This window comes from Cellulomonas persica, from assembly GCF_007989825.1.
Lineage (GTDB): Bacteria > Actinomycetota > Actinomycetes > Actinomycetales > Cellulomonadaceae > Cellulomonas > Cellulomonas persica.
In genome coordinates this window covers 120,639-141,004 of the sequence record NZ_BJUA01000001.1, presented here as the reverse complement: position 1 = coordinate 141,004, position 20,366 = coordinate 120,639, and the positions used below count along the sequence as shown (strand labels likewise).

The following is a 20,366-nucleotide window of genomic DNA, read 5'->3' as shown; positions in this document are numbered from 1 at the left end:
CCCACGGAGCCACCGCGCAGGGAGGCAGCATGAGCAACGGGACCCTCGACCTCACGGTCACGGGGTGGGTGGGCAGCGAGATCACGACGCTGCCCGCGCAGGACGGTCGGGCGGCGTACACGACGTTCCGCCTCGGCAGCACGCGACGCTGGTGGAACCGGCAGACCGGGCAGTGGCAGGACTCGCAGACGGAGTGGTTCCAGGTCAAGGCCTGGCGCGCGCTCGCGGTCAACACCGGGCTGTCGCTGCGCAAGGGTGTGCCCGTCGTCGTGCAGGGGCGGCTGTCCACGCGCGAGTGGCAGGACGCCGGCGGCGCGCTGCGCACGTCGCTCGTCCTCGAGGCGACGGCGATCGGGGTCGACCTCAGCTTCGGCACGGTCGGTCCGTTCCAGCGGACGCTGTCCGGTCCTGCCGTGCAGTCGCCCGACGAGGTCCGCGCCGAGCGCCCCGTGGACCTCACGCGGTTCGTCGAGGTGGTCGACGACGCGTCGGGCGGTCGCGGGGACGCTGGCTCGCCACCGGCGTCGGGGCCCGGGTCGGACGCGTCGGCGGACTCCGCCGCGCGCGACGAGCGGCTCGTCGACGAGAGCGACGTCCTGCAGGACCTCGACGAGCAGGACCTCGACGGGCACGACCTCGACGAGCGCGACCTCGACGCCGCCTACGACGACGGGGACGACGAGGACGAGCGCGCCGCGATCGACGCCGCTCTCGCGGCAGGAGGGCTCGCCGGGCGGTGAGCGTCTAGGCTGGGGCACCGCGATCCCGACGACGACCGGCCCACACGTGTGCGCACGTGCGGGGGCCGGCGTCGGCGGGTGGTCGCCGATCGCCCCGCGAGGGCGCGATCCCCAGCATCCCGAGCACCGAGGCGGAGAACCGAGCCAGTGGCTGAGTTCATCTACAGCATGTACAAGGCGCGCAAGGCGCACGGAGACAAGGTCATCCTCGACGACGTCTCGCTGAACTTCCTTCCGGGCGCCAAGATCGGCGTCGTCGGCCCGAACGGCGCGGGCAAGTCCACGATCCTCAAGATCATGGCGGGGCTCGACCAGCCCTCCAACGGCGAGGCGCGGCTGAGCCCCGGCTTCACGGTCGGCATCCTGCAGCAGGAGCCGCCCCTGAACGACGAGAAGACCGTCCTGGGCAACGTCGAGGAGGGCGTCGCCGAGATCAAGGGCAAGCTCGACCGCTACAACGAGATCTCGGCGCTCATGGCCGAGCCCGACGCGGACTTCGACGCGCTGCTCGCCGAGATGGGCCAGCTCCAGGAGGCCATCGACGCGGCGGACGCGTGGGACCTCGACGCCCAGCTCGAGCAGGCGATGGACGCGCTGCGCTGCCCGCCGGCCGACGCGGACGTGAAGGTGCTCTCGGGTGGTGAGCGGCGCCGCGTCGCGCTGTGCAAGCTCCTGCTCGAGAAGCCCGACCTGCTGCTCCTCGACGAGCCCACCAACCACCTCGACGCCGAGTCGGTGCAGTGGCTCGAGCAGCACCTCAAGTCGTACGCGGGCGCCATCCTGGCCGTCACGCACGACCGGTACTTCCTCGACAACATCGCCGAGTGGATCTGCGAGGTCGACCGCGGTCGCCTCTACCCGTACGAGGGCAACTACTCGACGTACCTGGAGAAGAAGCAGGAGCGCCTCCAGGTCCAGGGCAAGAAGGACGCCAAGCTCGCCAAGCGCCTCAAGGACGAGCTCGAGTGGGTGCGGTCCAACGCCAAGGGCCGGCAGACCAAGTCGAAGTCGCGTCTCGCGCGGTACGAGGAGATGGCGGCCGAGGCCGAGCGGACGCGCAAGCTCGACTTCGAGGAGATCCAGATCCCGCCGGGCCCGCGCCTGGGCAACGTCGTCCTCGAGGCGACCGACCTGCAGAAGGGCTTCGACGGGCGTCAGCTCATCGACGGCCTCAGCTTCACGCTGCCGCGCAACGGCATCGTCGGCGTGATCGGGCCGAACGGCGTCGGCAAGACGACGCTGTTCAAGACGATCGTCGGCCTCGAGCCGCTCGACGGCGGCGAGCTCAAGATCGGTGAGACGGTCTCGATCTCGTACGTCGACCAGTCACGCGGCGGCATCGACCCCAAGAAGACGCTGTGGGAGGTCGTGTCCGACGGCCTCGACTTCCTCAAGGTCGGCAACGTCGAGATCCCGTCGCGTGCGTACGTCGCGTCGTTCGGGTTCAAGGGTCCGGACCAGCAGAAGCCCGCGGGCGTCCTGTCGGGTGGTGAGCGCAACCGCCTCAACCTCGCGCTCACGCTCAAGCAGGGCGGCAACCTGCTCCTGCTCGACGAGCCGACCAACGACCTGGACGTCGAGACGCTCGGCTCGCTCGAGAACGCGCTGCTCGAGTTCCCCGGCTGCGCCGTGGTCGTCTCGCACGACCGGTGGTTCCTCGACCGGGTCGCGACGCACATCCTGGCCTACGAGGGCACCGAGGAGGACCCCGCGAACTGGTACTGGTTCGAGGGCAACTTCGCCTCCTACGAGGAGAACAAGGTCGCGCGACTGGGTGCCGACGCCGCGCGTCCGCACCGCGTGACGTACCGCAAGCTGCGTCGCGACTGACGCCATCGCGGACCCGACGACGTGGTCGTCGTCGGGTCCGCCCCGCGCGCACGTCCGGGTGCCCCGGTCCGCTCCTCGGGCCGGGGCACCCGTGCTCGGGCAGACTGGCCACGTGCCGGAACGGCTGGTCGCGGGCTCGCTCGACCCCACCGACGGTGTGGTCGCGCTCGTCGACGCGCTCGAACGGCTGCGCAGCCGCCTCGTCGCGCTCGAGCTGCCGCTCGACGTGACCGACGTCCGGCGGGCGCGCTCCGACCGGGCGGCCGCGCTCGACCAGCTCGACGACTACCTGCTGCCGCGCCTGCGCGCGCACGCGGCGCCGCTGCTGGTCGTCGTGGGCGGCTCGACGGGTGCGGGCAAGTCCACGCTGGTGAACTCGCTGCTCGGCGAGCAGGTCTCCGCGCCCGGCGTCCTGCGCCCGACGACGCGCGCGCCGGTTCTCGTGCACCACCCGCTCGACGAGCGCTGGTTCTCGACCGCCCGCATCCTGCCCGGCCTGGCGCGCGTGACGTCGTCCGGACGCCCGGCGGGCGACCCGTCGGGGCCACCGTCGGGCCCGGACCGCACCCCGGGCGACGACGCGCGGGCGCTGCGGCTCGTCGCCTCCGACGCGCTCCCACCCGGGCTCGCGCTGCTCGACGCGCCGGACGTCGACTCCGTCGAGGTCGCCAACCGCCGGCTCGCGGTCCAGCTCCTGGACGCAGCGGACCTGTGGCTGTTCGTCACGACGGCCGCTCGGTACGCCGACGCGGTCCCGTGGGAGCTCCTGCACCGCGCGGTCGACCGGCACGCGCAGGTCGCGCTGGTCGTCGACCGGGTCGATGCCGGCGCGCGGGCCGCAGGTGACGACCTACGCCGCATGATGGACGAGAACGGGCTGACGCAGGCGCCGCTGTTCGTGGTGGGGGAGACCACGCTCGTCGACGGACTGCTGCCTGCGCCGGCCGTGCACGACGTCGCGACCTGGCTGACCGCGCTCGGTGCCGACGCGCCCGCGCGCGAGGCCGTCGCGCGCGCCACGCGCGACGGGGTGGTCGACGACCTGGTCCGGCGCGCGGAGACCATCGCGGCCGCGGGCGACGTCCAGGTCGAGGCTGACGCGCGCCTGCGCGGCGCGGTCGAGGCGGCCTACGCGGAGGCGTCCGAGCGCGTGCGCGAGGCGACGTCGGACGGCGCGATGCTGCGTGGCGAGGTGCTCGCGCGCTGGCAGGACCTCGTCGGGACCGGCGACCTGCTGCGGTCGGTCGAGGAGGGCGTCGGGCGGCTGCGTGACGCGCTCGGGCGGTTCTTCCGCGGGCGTCCCACGCCGGTGCCGCCCGTCGAGCAGGCGATCGCCGTCGGCCTCGCAGCCGTCGTGCTCGACGCCGCCGACGAGGCCGCCGAGCGCGCGCACGCGGCGTGGCGCGCCGACCCCGCTGGTGCCGCGCTGCTCACGGGGCTGGACCTCGCGCGCGGGTCGCTGGGCCTGCGCGGCGAGGTCGACGCGCAGATCCGCGGCTGGCAGCAGGACGTGCTCGCGCTCGTCACGGACCAGGGCGCGGCGCGGCGCGGGACCGCGCGCGGGCTGTCGCTCGGCGTCAACGCGCTCGGGGTCAGCCTCATGATCGCGGCGTTCGCCTCGACGGGCGGCGTGACCGGCGTCGAGGTCGGGATCGCGGGAGGCACGGCGATCGTCGCGCAGCGCCTGCTCGAGGCGGTGTTCGGGGACGACGCGGTCCGCCGGCTGACCGGCCAGGCCCGTGAGCTGCTCGACTCCCGCGTCGAGGGGCTGCTCGAGCGGGAGGCCGCGCGCTTCACCGCCCAGCTCGACGCGCTCGGCGCGGCGGACGCCCGTGGCGACGCGCTGCGCGAGGCCGCCCGCGACGTGACGCGCGCGTCCCGGGCCGAGCGGGCGACCCGCCCGGCGCAGGCGGCCGCACCCGTCCCCGCGGGCGGCGGGCGGCTGCTGCGCGGTGCGGGGACGACCGACGACGAGCCCACTGACACGCCCGACGAGGTCCGGGTGGGGCTGTGGCGGCGCCTGTTCGGGCGCCACGGCGAGGAGCGCGCGTGAGCCTTCTCCTCGAGGAACGCTCGGCCGCGCTCGAGGCCGCGCTCGACGCAGGCGACGGCCGTCTGCCGCCCGAGCTCGTGGAGCACGCACGTGAGCTCGTGGTCCGCGTGCGGGAGCGGGTCGGGCTGTCGTCGCGGCACACCGTCGTGGCGCTCGCGGGGGCGACGGGCTCGGGCAAGTCCTCGGTGCTCAACGCGCTCGTCGGAGCGGACCTCGCCGAGACCGGCGTGCAGCGGCCGACGACGGCCCACGCGCTCGCGGTGGTCGTCACGTCCCCGACCGACCCCGGCTCCGCGGCGACGACCGGCGGCGCCGGGCGCGCAGCGGGCGGGCCGCACGACGAGCAGCCCGGGCGGCCGGGCACGCGCGTCGACGGACGGCGCGACGTGCGGCACGACGCGCCGGACGGCGGGGCCGCGCTCCTGCTCGACTGGCTCGAGGTCGGCCGTCGCCACACGCTCGTCGCGAGCGACGAGGCCGCCGTGAGGCCCCGGCGCCGTCCGGGCCGACGCGCGCACGCGGTCCACGCCGACCTCGTGCCGCCGGACCTCGTGCTGCTCGACCTGCCGGACCACGACTCGGTCGTCGTCGAGCACCGGGTCCGCGCCGAGCGGCTCGTCGAGCGCGCCGACCTGCTCGTGTGGGTCGTCGACCCGCAGAAGTACGCAGACGCGGCCCTGCACGAGCGCTACCTGCGCACGCTCGTCGGGCACGACGACGTCGTGGTGCTCGCGCTCAACCAGGCCGACCGCCTGAGCCCGGCCGAGACCGACGCGGTGCTCGCCGACCTGCGCCGGCTGGCCGCGCTCGACGGGCTGTCCCGCGCGCGGACGCTCGCCGTCTCGGCCCGCACGGGGGAGGGGATCGCCGAGCTGCGGGGGCTCGTCGCGCTCGCGGTCGAGCGGCGCGAGGCCACCACGCAGCGGTTCGGCGCGGACCTGCGCGCGGTGGCCGACGAGGTGGTCCGCGCGTGCGGCCGGCCCGCGCCCGGACGGGTGCGCGCGGCCGCCGACGAGCTGGTCGACGCGCTCGAGGACGCCGCGGGCGTGCCGACGGTCGTCGAGGCCGTCCGGCGCTCGGCCGCCCGCCGCGCCCGGGCGCGCACGGGCTGGCCACCCGTCCGGTGGCTCGCGCGCCTGCGTCCCGACCCGCTGCGCCGGTTGCACCTCGCGTCGCGCGAGCTCGCCCCGCGCGACGCACGGCAGGCCGAGCTGACGCGCACGTCCCTGCCGCAGGCCGGTCCCGGGCAGCGGGCCCGCGTCGCCACCGCGGTGCGCGAGCACGTGCGCGGTGCGCTCGCGGGCGCGCCGGACGCGTGGGTGCTCGCCGCGCGCGACCAGCTCGACCTGGCCGCGCTGCCCGAGGCGCTCGACCGGGCCGTCGCGGGGACGCCCCTGCTCCCGGAACGGCCGGTCTGGTGGTGGCGCGTGCTCGCGGCGCTGCAGTGGGTGCTGCTCGCCGCGGCGCTCGTGGGCGCGCTGTGGCTCGGGGGGCTCGCGCTGGCCGCGTACCTGCAGCTCGACGGGCCCGGCACGCCGGTCTGGGGCCCGGCGCCCGCACCCACGGTGCTGCTGGTCGGTGGGGTGCTCGCCGGCGTGCTGCTCGCGGGCCTGGGAGCGCTCGCGGGGCGGCTGGGGGCGCGTCGGCGTGCGCGGGCCGCCGGACGACGGCTGCGCGCGGCGGTGCGCGACGTCGCCCGACGGCTCGTCGTCGACCCGCTCGCCGTGCAGAGCGACGCGCTCGAACGCTGTCGACGCGAGGCCGCACGGGCCGCGGCGCGGTGACGGCCCGGCGCGGTGACGGCGGGACGAGGGCGCAGCGGGTCGGCGCCGGCTGTCAGGACCATCGGTTGGTCGTCGTCGCGGTCCTCGCGGGAGGATGCCGGGTGGCGAGGTGAGTGCCCGCCGCGGTGAGGAAGGACGTGGATGGCCAGGCTCGAGATCCCGGTGCAGCTGCGCTGGTCGGACATGGACGCGTACGCGCACGTCAACAACGTCGAGATGCTCCGGCTCCTGGAGGAGGCGCGCATCGAGGTGTTCTGGCAGCACCCCGTGGGCCCGGACGGCGAGCGGCCCGAGACGCGGCCGACGGCGGTGATCGACGCCGGCCCCGGCGCGCACGTCTCGACGTTCATCGCGCACCAGGAGATCCAGTACGTCAAGCCGCTCGGCTACCGGCGCTCACCCGTGGTCGTCGAGCTCTGGATCGGCCACCTGGGCGGGGCGAGCCTCGACGTCTGCTACCAGGTGCGCGACCTGCCCGCGGCCGACCCCGCGTCGGTCGTGTACGCGCGCGCCGTCACGACGCTCGTGCTCGTCGACTCGGCGACCGGCTCGCCCACGCGCATCGGGCCCGACGAGCGCGCGGCGTGGGCGCCGTACGTCGAGGAGCCCGTCGCGATCCGGCGTCGAGGGGCGCGATGAGCGACGAGGTCCCCGTCACCGGCCAGGTGCTCGTCCGCGAGGGCGTGTTCCGGCTCCGGGTGCCGCAGGACTGGACGGCGACCGGTCTCGAGGGTCACCGGTACCGGCTGCGCAGCGCTGGCCTCGACGCGTCGGTCGACGTCTCGGTGCACCACGGCGAGGCGGCCGCGCCGGACGCGCGCGAGACCGTCCGCGCGTACGCACGCTCGTGCGGCGCGCCCGACGACGTGCCGCTGCTCCCGCTGCACGGCGACGAGCGGCCGACCGCGCTGCGTGCCGGTGCGCGGTGGGCGGACGGCGCGAGCTGGCGGGTGGCCGCGGCGCTCAGCAGCGGGCACGACGTGGTGCTCGCGGCGGCGGCCGCGGGCGACGACGAGGGGCGCGCGGCCGTCGAGCGGATCGTCACGACGCTCGAGCCCCACCAGCGCGATCGTCGGTGGTGGCGTCGCCGCCGCTGACGGGTTCGCTCGCGACGCGAGGTTCGTCGGTGCGCTCGTCGCTGCGCCGCATGGCGCGGTGCGCGCGCTCCGCGGCCGCCGCGATGTTGCGTTGCATGCCGCCGAACACGATGCCGTGGAACGGCGCGACCGCCCACCAGTAGAGCTGACCGCCGAGGCCGGTCGGGTGGAACAGCGCGCGCTGCGAGAACGTCACGGGCGCTCGCGTCCAGGCCTCGGATGCGACGCCGGAGCCGGCCCTGTCGTCGGACACGCGCTCGTCGTCGGACACGCGCTCGTCGTCGGGCACGCGCTCGTCGTCGGACGCACGCTCGTCGTCGGAGACGGGCTCGACCCGCAGCTCGAGCCACGCGAGACCCGGCACGCGCATCTCGGCCCGCAGCCGCAGGAGCCGGCCGGGCTCGAGCGCCTCGACCCGCCACCAGTCGACGGCGTCGTCGACCAGCAGGTGCCCGGGGTCGCGTCGACCGCGCCGCAGCCCCGGCCCGCCCGCGAGCCGGTCGAGCAGCCCGCGCACGCGCCACGCAAGCGGCCAGGAGTACCAGCCGCGCTCGCCGCCGACGGCCTCGATGACCCGCCACAGGGCGGCCGGTGACGCGTCGACCTGCACGCGCCGCTCGTCGACGTACAGCGAGCCGCCCGCCCAGTCGGGGTCGCTGGGCAGCGGGTCCGACGGCGCGCCGGGCACGGACGCCGACGACCAGCGGGTCGCGACCGCCGCCTCCTGCACGCGCGACAGCGCGAGCCGCACCGCGCGCTCGAACCCGATCAGCCCGCCGGGCGGGTCGGGCACGTACGCGGCGATGTCGTGCTCCTGGCACACGACCTCGTGCACGAGCGAGTCGACGAGCGGCCGGGCGAGCCCGCCGGGCACGGGCGTGACGAGCGAGACCCACAGGCTCGACAGGCGGGGCGTGAGCACCCCGACGCCGACGATGACCCGCTGACGCAGCCCGGCGACGCGCGCGTAGCGCTGCATCATGTCGCGGTAGGTGAGCACGTCGGGCCCGCCGATGTCGAACGCGCGGCTGACGTCCGGGGGCATCGCCGCGGCGCCGACGAGGTAGCGCAGCACGTCGCGGATCGCGATCGGCTGGATCCGGTTGTCGACCCAGCGTGGCACGGTCATCGCGGGCAGCCGCTCGGTCAGGTACCGCATCATCTCGAACGACGCCGACCCCGAGCCGAGGATCACCGCGGCGCGCAGCACGGTCGTCGGGACACCGCTCGCGAGGAGGATCTCGCCGACCTCGGTCCGCGACGCGAGGTGTGCCGACAACTCCTCGTCGTCCGGCGTGAGCCCACCCAGGTACACGAGCCGCCCGACGCCCGCCGCCCGGGCTGCGTGCGCGAACGTGCTCGCCGTGGCGCGGTCGCGCTGCGCGAACTCCCGGCCCGTGCCGAGCGCGTGCACGAGGTAGTACGCGACGTCGGCGCCGCGCAGCGCCGGCTCGATCTCCTCGGGGACGGACGCGTCGGCGCGGACCACCTCGACGTCGGCGTACCACGGCCGGCCACGCAGCCGCTCGGGGCTGCGTGCGAGCGCTCGCACGCGGTAGCCCGCGGCGAGCAGCTCGGGCACGAGCCGCCCGCCCACGTAGCCCGTCACACCGGTCACGACGGCCAGGGGGGCGTCGGGCCGCGGACGCCCCGCGTCGTCGGTCCCCGGGACCAGGCCGACGAGCGTGTCCGCGACGGGCTGCGGCGTGAGGTCGGGCAGCGGTGTGGTCATCGTCGCAGTGTGCGGGTGCGCCGCGTGCGCCGCACCCGGAGACCCTGGGCACCCGCACCGTGACCACCGGACCCGGCGTCCGTGGCGCACCCGGGCGCGTCAGGTCAGCAGGGCGAGGGTCTCGCGCTCGGCGACGGCCTGCGAGCGGGTCGGGCGGATCGTCGTGCCCCGTTCCCACAGGTCGACGACGCGCGGGTCGATGTACGACGCCCGGCACACGGCCGGGGTGTTGCCGAGCTCCTCGGCGACGTCCTTGACCACCTGCGTCACCACGCGGCGCCGCGCCCGGTCCGACGACGGGGGTGCACCCGCGGCCGCGAGGCCGCGCGCGGCCAGGACCGTGGCGTGCCACGTGCGGAAGTCCTTGGGCGTCGCGTCCTGGCCGAGCCGGTCCTTGACGTACGAGGCGACGTCGGCGCTCGTCACGTCGTGCCAGCCGGCGTCGTCGTGCCACGCGAGCAGCTCGTCGCTCTCGTCGCGGCGCCGCACGAGCGTGCGCACCAGGCTCGCCACGTCGTCGTCCTCGACGACGGTGTCGCGGATCTGCCCGGACTTGGCGGGGAAGTGCAGGTGCACGCGGCCCGGGTCGTCCTCGGACGCCGGGGGGAGCACGCGCACGTGGTCCTTGCGCAGGGTCGCGAGCCCGTACGACCCGTGCCGCGCGGCGTACCCCTCGCCGCCGACGCGCAGGTACGCGAGGTCGAGCAGCCGGAACGCGAGCGCCAGCGCCTTGTCGCGGGGGAAGCCGTCGAGCTGCAGGTCGCGGCGCACGCGTCGGCGCGCGGCCGGCAGACGTGCCGCGACCTCGAGGACGTGGTCGTGCTTGAGGCGGTCCCGCCGGGCACGCCACTGCGCGTGGTACAGGTACTGCCGCCGACGCGCGTCGTCCAGCCCCGCGGCCTGGATGTGGCCGTGGGGCAGCGGGCAGATCCACACGTCCTGCCACGCGGGCGGGATCGCGAGCGCGACGATGCGCGTCAGGTGCTCCTCGTCGGTGATCCGCACGCGGTCCGTGTCGAGGTAGACAAACCCCGACCCGGCGCGCCGACGCGTCCAGCCGGGCGCGTCGATCCGGACGCGGCGCAGTCGCACCATGCGGGCCGCCTCACCCGGCCGTGGGGTCGGTGCGCGTCGGGGCGCCCGCGGCAGCGGCGACCGCCGGTGAACCGCCCGCCGGGTGGGCGCCGCGGCGACGCGCGCCGATCCGCGCGGGCCACCACGTGCGGTCGTCGAGGTCGTGCACGAGCGCGGGGACGAGCAGCGAGCGCACGACGAACGTGTCGAGCAGGACGCCGAACGCGACCAGGAACGCGAGCTGCACGAGGAAGAGCAGCGGGATCACGGCGAGCGCGGCGAACGTCGTCGCGAGCACGACCCCGGCCGACGTGATGACGCCACCCGTCACGGCCAGCCCGCGCACGACGCCCACGCGCGTGCCGTGCCGCACCGACTCCTCGCGCACGCGCGTCATGAGGAAGATCGAGTAGTCGACGCCGAGCGCCACCAGGAACACGAACGCGAAGAGCGGGACGGTCGGGTCGGCGCCCGGGAAGTCGAAGACGTGCTCGAACAGGATGGCTCCGACGCCGAGGGTCGCGGCGAACGAGAGCACGTTCGCGACGAGCAGGACGAGCGCGGCCACGACCGAGCGCAGCAGCAGCATGAGGATGAGCATGATGACGGTCAGGACGACCGGCACGATCACCCGCAGGTCGCGCTGCGCGGCGTCGATCGTGTCGACCTTCTCGGCCGCGGCGCCGCCGACGAGCGCGTCGGGCGACAGCTCGTGCACCACCGTCCGCACGTCGCGCACCGCCTCGGTCGCCTCGACGGTGTCCGACGGCGCGGTCGTCGTGACGTCGAGCCGGACCGTGCCGTCGACGACGACCGGCTCGGCGTCCCCGCTGCCGGGAGCGCCCGCCGGCATGCCCGTGTAGGGCGTCACCGCGTCGACGCCGTCGACGTCCGCGACGGCCTGGGCGACCTCCTGCGCGTCGTCCTGCGGGACGATCACGGTGATGGGCTGGACCGCGCCCGCGGGGAAGTGCTCGGCGAGCACCTCCTCACCGGTGACGGCGTCGACCTCGGTGCGGAACACGTCGGACTCGCTCGTGCCGGACGCGTCGAACGTCGGCAGGAACGCGGCGAAGCCGACCAGCACGGCCGCGGTCACCACCCACACGACACGCGCGCGGCGCGCGACCCAGCGGGCCAGACGGCCCCACAGCCCGCCGACGCCCTCGACCGTGGCGTCGGGCTCGGCCTGCGCCTCGGGCGTCGCCCGCGGGATGCGCGGCCAGAAGAAGACGCGCGAGCGCTTGCCGGCGACGAGCAGGATCGCGGGCAGCAGCGTGAGAGCCGCGAGCAGCGCGGACGCGATGCCGATCGCCGCGACCGGGCCGAGCGACCGGTTCGAGCCGAGGTCGGACAGCAGCAGGCAGAGCACGCCGGCGACGACCGTCCCGGCGGACGCCGCGATCGGCTCGAGGCACGCCCGCCACGCGCGACGCATCGCGTCGGCCGGGTGCTCCGCGTGGCGCAGCTCCTCGCGGTAGCGAGCGACGAGCAGCAACGCGTAGTCCACGCTCGCCCCGACGACGAGGATCGACAGGATGCCCTGCGCCTGGCCGTTCAGCACGATCGTGCCCGCGTCGGCGAGCTCGTAGACGACGTACCCCGCGAGGCACAGCCCGAACACCGCGGTGAGGATCACGACGAGCGGCAGCAGCGGGGAGCGGTACACGACGACGAGGATGAGCAGCACCGCGGCGAGCGCGACGAGCAGCAGCACGCCGTCGATCCCGCCGAACGCGGTGACCAGGTCGGCCACGAAGCCCGCCGGACCCGTGACCCAGGCGTTCAGGCCGAGCTCGCCCGCGGAGTCGGCGCTCGCACCGAGGTCCTCCAGCAGGGTCGCGCGCAGGTCGGTCACGAAGGCGTTCGTCACCGACTCCTCGTCACCGACGAGCTCCTCGGCGCTGTCCGCGTCGAGCGAGTAGATGACCAGGAGCGCCTCGCCGTCCTGAGACGGCGTGACGACGGGGTCGGCCGTGAGGTACGACGACCACGTCGCGTCGGTCCCGGGGACAGGCTCCTGCGGGAACGCCTGCGCGACCTCGGTCACGGCCGCCACCTGCTCGTCGGTCACCTGACCGCCGTCCTGCGGGGTCAGCACGACGAGCGCGGGCAGCGCCGGGGTCTCGACGAACTCGCGGCTCGCCTCGGCCGCGAGCGTCGACTCGGCCGACGACGGCAGGAACGCCGCGGCGTCGTTGGTCTGGACCTGCGAGAGCTTGCCCTGCGCGACCCCGCCCAATGACCCGATCGCGAGCCAGGCGACGAGCGCCACGAGGATCAGCAGGGCGCGGGTCACGGATGGTCGCAGCGAGGGCATGGACGGCAGCATGCGGCATGCGCGCGCGCCGCGCTCGCCGAACGCACGGGACGTCCGGAACGTCACCCTCACCTGCACCGGCGCTGTCCGGGCGGGTGCTCCGGGGGCACCTCGTCATGGCGGTTGTCGGGGCACCCGTCAGGTAGCCGTCAGGGCAGCCGGACCATGCCCTCCTGGGCGATCGACGCGACGAGGGTGCCGTCGCGCGTGAACACCCGTGCGGCGCCCAGCCCGCGCCCGCCCTGGGCGCTCGGCGTCGACTGGACGTACAGGAGCCAGTCGTCCACTCGTACATCGCGGTGCCACCACATCGCGTGGTCGAGGCTCGCGATGGCCATGCCGGGCGTGACCCACGAGCGGCCGGCGCGGCGCAGCACGGGCTCGAGCATCACCTGGTCGCACGCGAACGCGAGCAGCGCGCGGTGCAGGAGCTGGTCGTCGGGCAGCGGCGAGCGCGCGCGGATCCAGGCCATCTGCCGGCCCGTGCGCTCGGGCGCTGGGCCGAGGTAGAGCGCGCCCTCCACGTGCCGCACGTCGAACGCGGACTCGTGCGACCAGAACCGCGCGACCGGGTGGTCGATGGGCCCGAGCACGTCGAACACCGAGCGCACGTCCTCCGGGTCGGGGACGCCCCGGGGCATCTCCTCGGCGTACTCGACGCCCTCCTGCTCGACCTGGAACGAGGCGATCATCGACAGGATCGGCACGCCCTGCTGCAGCGCGTGCGTGCGGCGGGCGGTGAACGACCGGCCGTCGCGCAGGCGCTCGACCGCGAACGTGATCGGCTCGTCGATCACGCCCGCCCGCAGGAAGTACCCGTGCAGCGAGTGGGGGAGACGGCCGTCGTCGACCGTGGCGCCCGCCGCGAGCAGCGCCTGCGCGAGCACCTGGCCGCCGAACACGCGCCCGTGCGGCTGCGGCAGGCTCGTCCCGGTGAACTGGTCCGGGTCGCCCGGGTCCGGCTGCAGGCGCAGGGCCGCGAGCACCACACCGGTGGGGCCGGCGACGGCCGGCTCGGGGCCGGCAGGGACGGACTCGGCCGGTGCAGGCTCGGCAGGCTCGGGTGCGGCGAGGTCGTGCGTGGTCATGCCCCGCAGACTCTCACGCGGGTCACTCATCGAACGTGTTGATCAGCGAGTGCGCGGCCCGCTCGAGGTAGTCCCACAGCTCGGCGCGGTGCAGCGGCGCGAGGTCGAGCGAGTCGACGGCGGCGCGCATGTGTGCGAGCCACCGGTCGCGTGCGGCGGGGTTGACCTTGTAGGGCGCGTGCCGCATCCGCAGCCGCGGGTGGCCGCGCTCCTGCGAGTACGTCGTGGGCCCGCCCCAGTACTGCTCGAGGAACGCGGTCAGGCGCTGCTGCGCGGGCCCCAGGTCCTCCTCGGGGTACATCGGCTTGAGCAGCGGGTCGGTCGCCACACCCTCGTAGAACCTCGCGACGAGCGCGGCGAACGTCTCGTGGCCACCCACGGCCTCGTAGAAGGAGTCCGTTCTCACCGGACCATCCTCACACGTGCTCCGCGTGTGCCCGACGACCCGGTCGGCTCACAGGCCGAGCTCGGCGAGCACGGGCAGCGCGGCGCGCACGGTCTCGCGGGCGTCCTCGGCGGACTCGGCCGCCAGGGCGAGCCCGGCCAGGCGCGCGCACTCCTGCGACGTCGTCGCCTGCAGCACGGCCGCCACGTCGGCGAGCGCGCGCGGTGTCATCGACAGCGACGAGACGCCGAGGCCGACGAGCACGACGGCGAGCGCGGGCACCGCGGCGGCCTCGCCGCACACGCCGACGGGTCGGCCCTGCGCGGCGCCCCCGCGGCACGTCTCGGCGACGAGGCGCAGCACCGCGGGGTGCCACGCGTCCGACAGGTGCGCGACCGCGCCGAGCAGACGGTCGGCGGCCATCGCGTACTGCGTGAGGTCGTTGGTGCCGATGCTCGCGAAGGCCGCGTGCGCCAGGATCCGGTCGGCGACGAGCGCGGCGCTCGGCACCTCGACCATGACACCCGCGGTCGACAGGCCGTGCCGCGCGCAGCGCGCGACGAAGTCCCCCGCCTCGGCGACGGTCGAGACCATAGGCGCCATGACCCACACGTCGGCGGTCTCCGCCTCGGCGGCGCGTGCGATCGCCGTGAGCTGGTCCTCGAGCACGTCGGGGTGCGCGGTGGCGGTCCGCAGGCCGCGCACGCCGAGCGCGGGGTTCGCCTCGTCGTCCGACGTGAGGAACGGCATGGGCTTGTCGGCGCCCGCGTCGAGCGTGCGGATGACGACCTTGCGGCCCGCGAACGCCGCGAACACCTGCCGGTAGGCGCTCACCTGCTCGTCGATGCCGGGCGCCTCGTCGCGGTCGAGGAACTCGAACTCGGTCCGGAACAGCCCCACGCCCTGCGCGCGGGCGGCCGCGGCCGCCTCGGCGTCGGCGGGCGCGCCCACGTTGGCGAGCAGCTCGACGCGGCGGCCGTCGGCGGTCCGCCCGTCGCCGTCGAACGTGCGCTCGACCGCCGCGAGCGCCTTGGCGCGTGCGACCTGCTCGTCGTCGGGGTGCAGCGTGACGGTGCCCGCACCGCCGTCGACGACCAGCAGGTCTCCGTCGGTGACCTGCTGGTCGAGGCCGCGCGCCGCGACGACCGCGGGGATGCCGCGTGCGCGGGCGAGGATCGCGGTGTGCGCGGTCGGGCCGCCCGCGGACGTGGCGATCGCGAGCACGCGGTCGGTGTCGAGCGTCGCGACGACCGCGGGTGCGAGGTCGACCGCGACGAGCACGAACGGCTCGTCGCGCTGCGGGACGCCGGGCGCGGGCCGGCCCGTGAGGTCGGCGACGAGGCGGTCGCGCACGTCGTGGATGTCGCGCGTGCGCTCGGCGAACAGCCCGCCGAGGGCCGCGAACTGCGCGGCGACCTCCTCGGCCGCCTCCCAGACCGCGCGCTCGGGCACCAGGTGGTCGTCCATGACGCGGTGCACCGCGTCGGCGACCAGCGTCGGGTCGGCGGCGATCGCGGCGGTCGCGTGCAGGACGTCGGCGGCGTCGCCCGTCGCGGAGTCCGCGGCCTCGTCGAGCGCGGCGCGCACGCGCTCGGACGCCTGCGAGATGCGCTCGGCCGCTGCGGCGTGGTCGGCGTTCGGCGCCAGGCGTCGGCCGGAGGGCGGCTCGGTGACGGGCGAGGGCATCAGCACCGCGGGCGCGACGACTCGACCGGGACTCACCCCCAGTCCGTGCACCACCGTGGGGGGCGGGGTGGAACTCACGTGCGGCGACCTCCGTGTCGGTTCCTCGCAGTCTGGACCGCCGCCGTCGGCTGCCGCTACCCGGACACGCGGGGGTGTCGCGGCGGCTGCGCGTTAGGCTGGTCACGCAGCGACGGCCAGGTCGCGCACGGCAGCCCCGGCGGAGAGTCGGGAGCGCAGCCGGGAGCAGAGCAGAGCGGGAGTCGCACTTGAGCAAGGCAGAGCAGATCCTCGCGGCACTGGGTGGCGACGCGAACGTCGTCGACCTCGAGCCGTGCATCACGCGCCTGCGGGTCGAGGTCAGCGACGCCCAGCTCGTCGACGAGCAGGCGCTCAAGGCGTCGGGTGCGTTCGGGGTCGTGCGGTCGGGTCGCATCGTGCAGGTGATCGTCGGCCCGGAGGCCGACAACCTCGCCGCCGAGCTCGACTCGCTGCGCTGACGCGCCCCGCAGCCGCCCCAGGCCCGCCACGAGACCCCGCCCACCACGGCCGATGAGCGAGCTGCGCATCCTCGCGCCCGTGCCCGGTGTCGTGCACGCGATCGGGCAGGTGCCCGACCCGGTGTTCGCCGAGCAGATCGTCGGCCCGGGCATCGCGATCCTGCCCGACCACGTCGCACGGCTCGACGTGCTCGCGCCGTGCGACGGCGTCGTCGGTGCGCTGCACCCGCACGCGTTCGCGCTCGAGGTCGCCGGTGACCGCTCGGTGCTCGTGCACCTGGGCATCGACACCGTGAGCCTCGCCGGGCTCGGGTTCCAGCTGCTCGTCGAGCGCGGTCAGGCCGTGACGGCGGGCCAGCGCATGCTCACGTTCTCGCCCGTCGACGTCGCCGCCTCGGGCATGTCGACGATGTGCCCGGTGGTCGCCCTGCAGGCCGACCCCGCCGCGATCCGCCTCGAGGCGTCCGCGGGCGACCGCGTGCGCGCGGGCGACCCGCTGCTCACCTGGCAGTGACCGGGCGACGGCCATGGTCGGCCGCGAGCGCCACCTGAGCGACTGACGACGAGCGACCGCGGGCACACCGACGTCGAGCGGCGGGCGGTCAGCGCGCGGGCGGGTCCTGGCGCGGCGGTCGCAGCGCGTCGTCCACGGGCGTGTCGCGCGGGTCCTCGACCGGTGCCGGCCCGTCCGCCGCCGGCTGTCGCGCCGCCGTCTGGTCGGCAGCCGTGTCGTCGGCAGCCGTCGCGTCGGGCGTGGGCTCGTCGTCCGTCGAGTCCGTCGAGTCCGTCGGTGCGTCGTCGGCGGCCCGGTCCGCCGTCCCCGGCGCGGGTGTGGCGGTCCGCGCCGCGTGGTAGCTCGCGAGCGCCTCGCGCTGGCCCGCGAGCGGGACGTCGGCCTCCTCGAGCACCTGGCGCGCCGCGACGCGCACCGCACGCGCGACCTCCCACTGACGTGCGGGCGTCGTGCGCAGGCGCATGCGCAACGTGATGGCCTCGGACGTGAGCCGCTCGATGCCCGTGATCGTCGGGGTGCCCTGCACCGCCGGACCCACCTCGGGGTCGGCCATGACCTGCTGCGCGGCCTGCTCGAGCAGCCGCTGCACGTGGTCGAGGTCGGCGAAGTAGTCGACGTCGATCTCGACGACGGCGGTCGACCAGCCCTGGGTCTTGTTCCCGACGCGGACCATCGTGCCGTTGGGGACGTACCAGAGCGTGCCGTCGGAGTCGCGGACCTTCGTGACGCGCAGCGTGACGGCCTCGACCGTCCCGGTCGCCGGGCCCACGTCCACCACGTCGCCCACGCCGTACTGGTCCTCGAGCAGCATGAACATGCCCGTGAGGAAGTCCTTGACCAGGCTCTGCGCACCGAAGCCGAGCGCGAGGCCGACGATGCCTGCCGAGGCGACGAACGGCGCGATGTTGACGCCGAGCGTGTCGAGGATGAGGAAGACGGCGATCACGCCGACGAGCACCGCGGCCGACGAGCGCAGCACCGATCCGAGCGTGCGGGCGCGCTGCGCGCGCCGGGCCGTCGCGACGGGGTCGACCTTGAGCAGCGTCTGCGCCACACCGACCTCGCCGAGCGGCTTGAGCACACCCCGCTGCGTGACGGGCGTGCCCTCGGCGATGTGCTCGGTGACGCGCCCGATCACCGTGCGGAGCACGACGAGCACGATCGAGCTGATGACGACGATCAGCAGGATCGTCAGCGGGACGCCGGTGAGCCAGTCCCACCACGCGCCGGGGGCGAGCTCGGCGGGCGGTGCGACCGGGTCGGTGGTCTCGCCCGGGGTCGGCGCGGGGCCGGCGGCGCGGGCCGCGACGTCCGGCAGGTGTGCGGGGGTCATCGGGCCTCCGCCCCGACGAGCGCGTCGGGCACGAGCTCGTCGGCCGCGACCAGGCCGGTCTGCCGGGCGACGAACTGCAGCTGCTCGACGCTGAGGGCGATCGTGCGCGACAGCGCACGCCCGCCGTGGCCGACGCCCGTCTCGCGCCGCAGCAGGACGGGCGCGCCCTCGACGGGCGCGGTCGTCGCGTGCTGCAGCGCGGCGGCGAGCTTGCGCGCGTGCAGCGGGTCGACGCGCGTGTCGCCCTCGAACACCGTGAACAGCGTCGCGGGGTACGCGGTGCCCTCGACGACGCGGTGGTACGGCGAGTAGCCCAGCAGCCAGCCGAGCTCGACGGGGTCGTCGGCGTCGCCGTACTCCTCGGTCCACGTCACGCCCAGACCGAACCGCTGGTAGCGCACCATGTCGAGCAGGGGCGCCGAGCAGACGACCGCCGCGAACAGCTCGGGACGCTGCGTGAGCGCCGCGCCGACGAGCAGCCCGCCGTTCGAGCCGCCCCAGCACGCGAGCTGCGCGGGCGTGGTCCAGCCCTCGGCGACGAGCGCGTCGGCGACCGCGTGGAAGTCGTCGAACACGTTCTGCTTGTGCTCGCGCATGCCCGCGCGGTGCCAGTCCTCGCCCTCCTCGCCGCCGCCGCGCAGGTTCGCCACGACGTACACGCCCCCGGCCTCGACCCACGCGAGCGTGCTCGCCGAGTACGCGGGGTCGAGCGAGATCTGGAACCCGCCGTAGCCGTACAGGATCGTCGGACGCGGGCTCGTCGGCCGACCCTCGTCGTCCAGCAGGTCGGCACGGGCGACGACGAACGCGCGCACGACCGTGCCGTCGGGGGACGTGGTGGCGACCTGGCGGACGCGCACGTCGGGCAGGTCGGCGACGGCACCGGGTGCCGCGGCCCACAGCGTCACCTCGCGCGTCGTCGCGTCGAACCGGTGCACGGCCGGCACGGTCGTGTGGTCGGTGTAGGAGAACCACACGTCGGGCCCGCCGTCGGGGCGCGTCACGAGCCCCGAGACCGAGCCCAGACCGGGCAGCGGCACGCGCCCGGCCTCGCCCGCGAGCCGCTCACCCGACGCGGGGTCGTGCACCGTGATCTCGGAGACGGCGTGCCGTCGCCAGGACGCGAGCAGCAGCTGCGGCGTCGTCTCGTCGCCGCCGGCATCGGTGAACGCGACGTCCTCGAGCACCGCGGTCTCGTCCTGCGCGACGAGCGTGCGCCAGTGCTCCACGCCCGGCGTCGTCGGGTCGGTCACGGCGAGCCGGCCGCGCGGTGCGTCCAGGTCGGTGTGCACGTACAGGCGGCCGTCGCGGCCCACCCAGACCCCCGACTGCGCGTCGAGCCCGACCGCGACCTGGACGAACGCGGGCGCGTCGACCGGCGAGGCGCTCAGGTCCGCGATCCACACGTCGTTGCGCGGGGCGGTGCCCGCCGACGCCGAGACGACGAGCCACCGGCCGTCGCGCGAGACCGAGACGCCGTAGTAGTTCGTGAGGTCCAGACCCGCGCCGAACACCTCGACATCCTGCTCGGCGGGCGTACCGACGCGGTGCAGCCACACGCGGCGGTGGTACTGGCGCTCGTCGTCGGGCAGCAGCTCGGGCGCGAGCCGGCGCACGTAGAAGAACGCCTCGCCGCCCGGCAGCCACGCGACGGGGGAGTAGCGCGCGCGGTCGATCGGCCCGTCGACCACCTCACCCGTCGCGACGTCGAGCACGCGCAGCACCGACTCCTCGGTGCCGCCCGTCGAGGTCTGGTACGCCAGCAGCGTGCCCTCCTTCGACGGCTGCCACGCGTCGAGCGTCGTCGTGCCCGCCGGGTCGAGGACCATCGGGTCGACGAGCACGCGCTCGACCTCGGCCACCCCGCCGGCCCGCGGGCCCGCCTCGTCGGCCGGGGTCGGCTCGACGACCACGACCACCGCGTGCTCCTGGTCGCCCGCGCGCCGCGAGAAGAAGCGCCGCTCGCCGCGCCACGCGGGTGCGCCGACGAACCCGGCCCCCAGCAGGTCGCGCAGCCGTGCGGTCAGGGTCGGCGTCGCGAACGGCGAGCCGGGGGCCACCTGCGTCGCGCGGTACGCCGCGTACAGGTCGTCCTGCGCCCGGGACCAGTCGTGGGTCGCCGGGGCGTCGGCGTCCTCGAGCCACCGGTAGGGATCGGCCACCGTCCGGCCGTGCAGCTCGTCGGCCTGCTCGTCGCGGTGCGCGGCCGGGTACGTCGCGGGAGGCGTCATGG

The 20,366-nt window shown here is 75.4% G+C and carries 16 protein-coding genes; 8 read left to right on the top strand and 8 right to left on the bottom strand.

Going from position 1 to position 20,366, the window contains the following annotated elements:
- The first annotated feature begins 29 nt into the window (after positions 1-29).
- The 6 genes from CPE01_RS00630 to CPE01_RS00605 all read left to right on the top strand — a co-directional run bounded on the left by CPE01_RS00630 (position 30) and on the right by CPE01_RS00605 (position 7,504).
- Positions 30-740 (top strand): single-stranded DNA-binding protein, encoded by a 711-nt coding sequence (locus CPE01_RS00630; protein WP_146804712.1) that lies wholly within the window; start codon positions 30-32, stop codon positions 738-740.
- Between the two features lie 147 nt (positions 741-887).
- Positions 888-2,570, top strand: coding sequence for an energy-dependent translational throttle protein EttA (gene ettA / locus CPE01_RS00625; RefSeq protein WP_146804711.1), 1,683 nt, complete (start codon positions 888-890; stop codon positions 2,568-2,570).
- Positions 2,571-2,682: 112 nt separating this feature from the next.
- Entirely contained in the window at positions 2,683-4,623 is a 1,941-nt protein-coding gene (locus tag CPE01_RS00620) for a dynamin family protein (protein WP_246783640.1), read from the top strand.
- Positions 4,620-6,407, top strand: coding sequence for a P-loop NTPase family protein (locus tag CPE01_RS00615; protein WP_146804709.1), 1,788 nt, complete (start codon positions 4,620-4,622; stop codon positions 6,405-6,407). The genes CPE01_RS00620 and CPE01_RS00615 overlap by 4 nt, the downstream gene beginning before the upstream one ends.
- A 141-nt stretch (positions 6,408-6,548) precedes the next feature.
- Positions 6,549-7,046 (top strand): acyl-CoA thioesterase, encoded by a 498-nt coding sequence (locus tag CPE01_RS00610; protein ID WP_146804708.1) that lies wholly within the window; start codon positions 6,549-6,551, stop codon positions 7,044-7,046.
- Entirely contained in the window at positions 7,043-7,504 is a 462-nt protein-coding gene (locus CPE01_RS00605) for a hypothetical protein (protein WP_146804707.1), read from the top strand. The genes CPE01_RS00610 and CPE01_RS00605 overlap by 4 nt, the downstream gene beginning before the upstream one ends.
- Here CPE01_RS00605 and CPE01_RS00600 read toward each other — a convergent pair.
- From CPE01_RS00600 to ptsP, 6 genes are all read right to left on the bottom strand, one after another.
- Positions 7,449-9,236, bottom strand: a complete 1,788-nt coding sequence (locus tag CPE01_RS00600; protein ID WP_146804706.1) for an SDR family oxidoreductase — start codon at positions 9,234-9,236, stop codon at positions 7,449-7,451. The two genes, CPE01_RS00605 and CPE01_RS00600, sit on opposite strands and share 56 nt — an antisense overlap.
- A gap of 99 nt (positions 9,237-9,335) precedes the next feature.
- Positions 9,336-10,331, bottom strand: coding sequence for a DNA topoisomerase IB (locus CPE01_RS00595; RefSeq protein ID WP_146804705.1), 996 nt, complete (start codon positions 10,329-10,331; stop codon positions 9,336-9,338).
- Between the two features lie 10 nt (positions 10,332-10,341).
- Positions 10,342-12,630 carry an MMPL family transporter gene (locus tag CPE01_RS00590; protein ID WP_246783639.1) on the bottom strand — a complete coding sequence of 763 codons (2,289 nt, stop codon included), beginning with the start codon at positions 12,628-12,630 and terminating at the stop codon, positions 10,342-10,344.
- A gap of 149 nt (positions 12,631-12,779) precedes the next feature.
- Positions 12,780-13,718: an acyl-CoA thioesterase gene (locus CPE01_RS00585; RefSeq protein ID WP_146804703.1), complete on the bottom strand. Its 939-nt coding sequence runs from the start codon at positions 13,716-13,718 to the stop codon at positions 12,780-12,782.
- Positions 13,719-13,740: 22 nt separating this feature from the next.
- Complete coding sequence (locus tag CPE01_RS00580; protein WP_146804702.1) at positions 13,741-14,124, bottom strand: globin; 384 nt, start codon at positions 14,122-14,124, stop codon at positions 13,741-13,743.
- 48 nt (positions 14,125-14,172) lie between these two features.
- Positions 14,173-15,825: a phosphoenolpyruvate--protein phosphotransferase gene (ptsP, locus tag CPE01_RS00575; RefSeq protein WP_281285086.1), complete on the bottom strand. Its 1,653-nt coding sequence runs from the start codon at positions 15,823-15,825 to the stop codon at positions 14,173-14,175.
- Between the two features lie 56 nt (positions 15,826-15,881).
- On the opposite strand from ptsP, the gene CPE01_RS00570 reads away from it, so the two are divergent.
- Both CPE01_RS00570 and CPE01_RS00565 read left to right on the top strand, forming a co-directional pair.
- Positions 15,882-16,286, top strand: a complete 405-nt coding sequence (locus CPE01_RS00570) for a PTS sugar transporter subunit IIB (protein ID WP_307723661.1) — start codon at positions 15,882-15,884, stop codon at positions 16,284-16,286.
- 52 nt (positions 16,287-16,338) lie between these two features.
- Positions 16,339-16,800: a PTS sugar transporter subunit IIA gene (locus tag CPE01_RS00565; RefSeq protein ID WP_146804700.1), complete on the top strand. Its 462-nt coding sequence runs from the start codon at positions 16,339-16,341 to the stop codon at positions 16,798-16,800.
- Between the two features lie 88 nt (positions 16,801-16,888).
- Here the strand turns inward: CPE01_RS00565 and CPE01_RS00560 are convergent, their stop codons facing one another.
- Both CPE01_RS00560 and CPE01_RS00555 read right to left on the bottom strand, forming a co-directional pair.
- The gene (locus tag CPE01_RS00560; protein WP_146804699.1) at positions 16,889-18,133 is read right to left on the bottom strand and encodes a mechanosensitive ion channel family protein; all 1,245 of its coding nucleotides are present in this window, start codon (positions 18,131-18,133) and stop codon (positions 16,889-16,891) included.
- The gene (locus CPE01_RS00555) at positions 18,130-20,364 is read right to left on the bottom strand and encodes a prolyl oligopeptidase family serine peptidase (RefSeq protein ID WP_146804698.1); all 2,235 of its coding nucleotides are present in this window, start codon (positions 20,362-20,364) and stop codon (positions 18,130-18,132) included. The genes CPE01_RS00560 and CPE01_RS00555 overlap by 4 nt, the downstream gene beginning before the upstream one ends.
- Positions 20,365-20,366: the final 2 nt, after the last annotated feature.

What these genes read in the sequence shown, in the direction of transcription:
- CPE01_RS00590 (WP_246783639.1), bottom strand. Translation starts at nt 12,630, where the DNA reads ATGCCCTCGCTGCGACCATCCGTGACCCGCGCCCTGCTGATCCTCGTG.
- CPE01_RS00595 (WP_146804705.1), bottom strand. Translation starts at nt 10,331, where the DNA reads ATGGTGCGACTGCGCCGCGTCCGGATCGACGCGCCCGGCTGGACGCGT.
- CPE01_RS00560 (WP_146804699.1), bottom strand. Translation starts at nt 18,133, where the DNA reads ATGACCCCCGCACACCTGCCGGACGTCGCGGCCCGCGCCGCCGGCCCC.
- CPE01_RS00585 (WP_146804703.1), bottom strand. Translation starts at nt 13,718, where the DNA reads ATGACCACGCACGACCTCGCCGCACCCGAGCCTGCCGAGCCTGCACCG.
- CPE01_RS00610 (WP_146804708.1), top strand. Translation starts at nt 6,549, where the DNA reads ATGGCCAGGCTCGAGATCCCGGTGCAGCTGCGCTGGTCGGACATGGAC.
- CPE01_RS00600 (WP_146804706.1), bottom strand. Translation starts at nt 9,236, where the DNA reads ATGACCACACCGCTGCCCGACCTCACGCCGCAGCCCGTCGCGGACACG.
- CPE01_RS00565 (WP_146804700.1), top strand. Translation starts at nt 16,339, where the DNA reads ATGAGCGAGCTGCGCATCCTCGCGCCCGTGCCCGGTGTCGTGCACGCG.
- CPE01_RS00555 (WP_146804698.1), bottom strand. Translation starts at nt 20,364, where the DNA reads ATGACGCCTCCCGCGACGTACCCGGCCGCGCACCGCGACGAGCAGGCC.
- CPE01_RS00605 (WP_146804707.1), top strand. Translation starts at nt 7,043, where the DNA reads ATGAGCGACGAGGTCCCCGTCACCGGCCAGGTGCTCGTCCGCGAGGGC.
- CPE01_RS00630 (WP_146804712.1), top strand. Translation starts at nt 30, where the DNA reads ATGAGCAACGGGACCCTCGACCTCACGGTCACGGGGTGGGTGGGCAGC.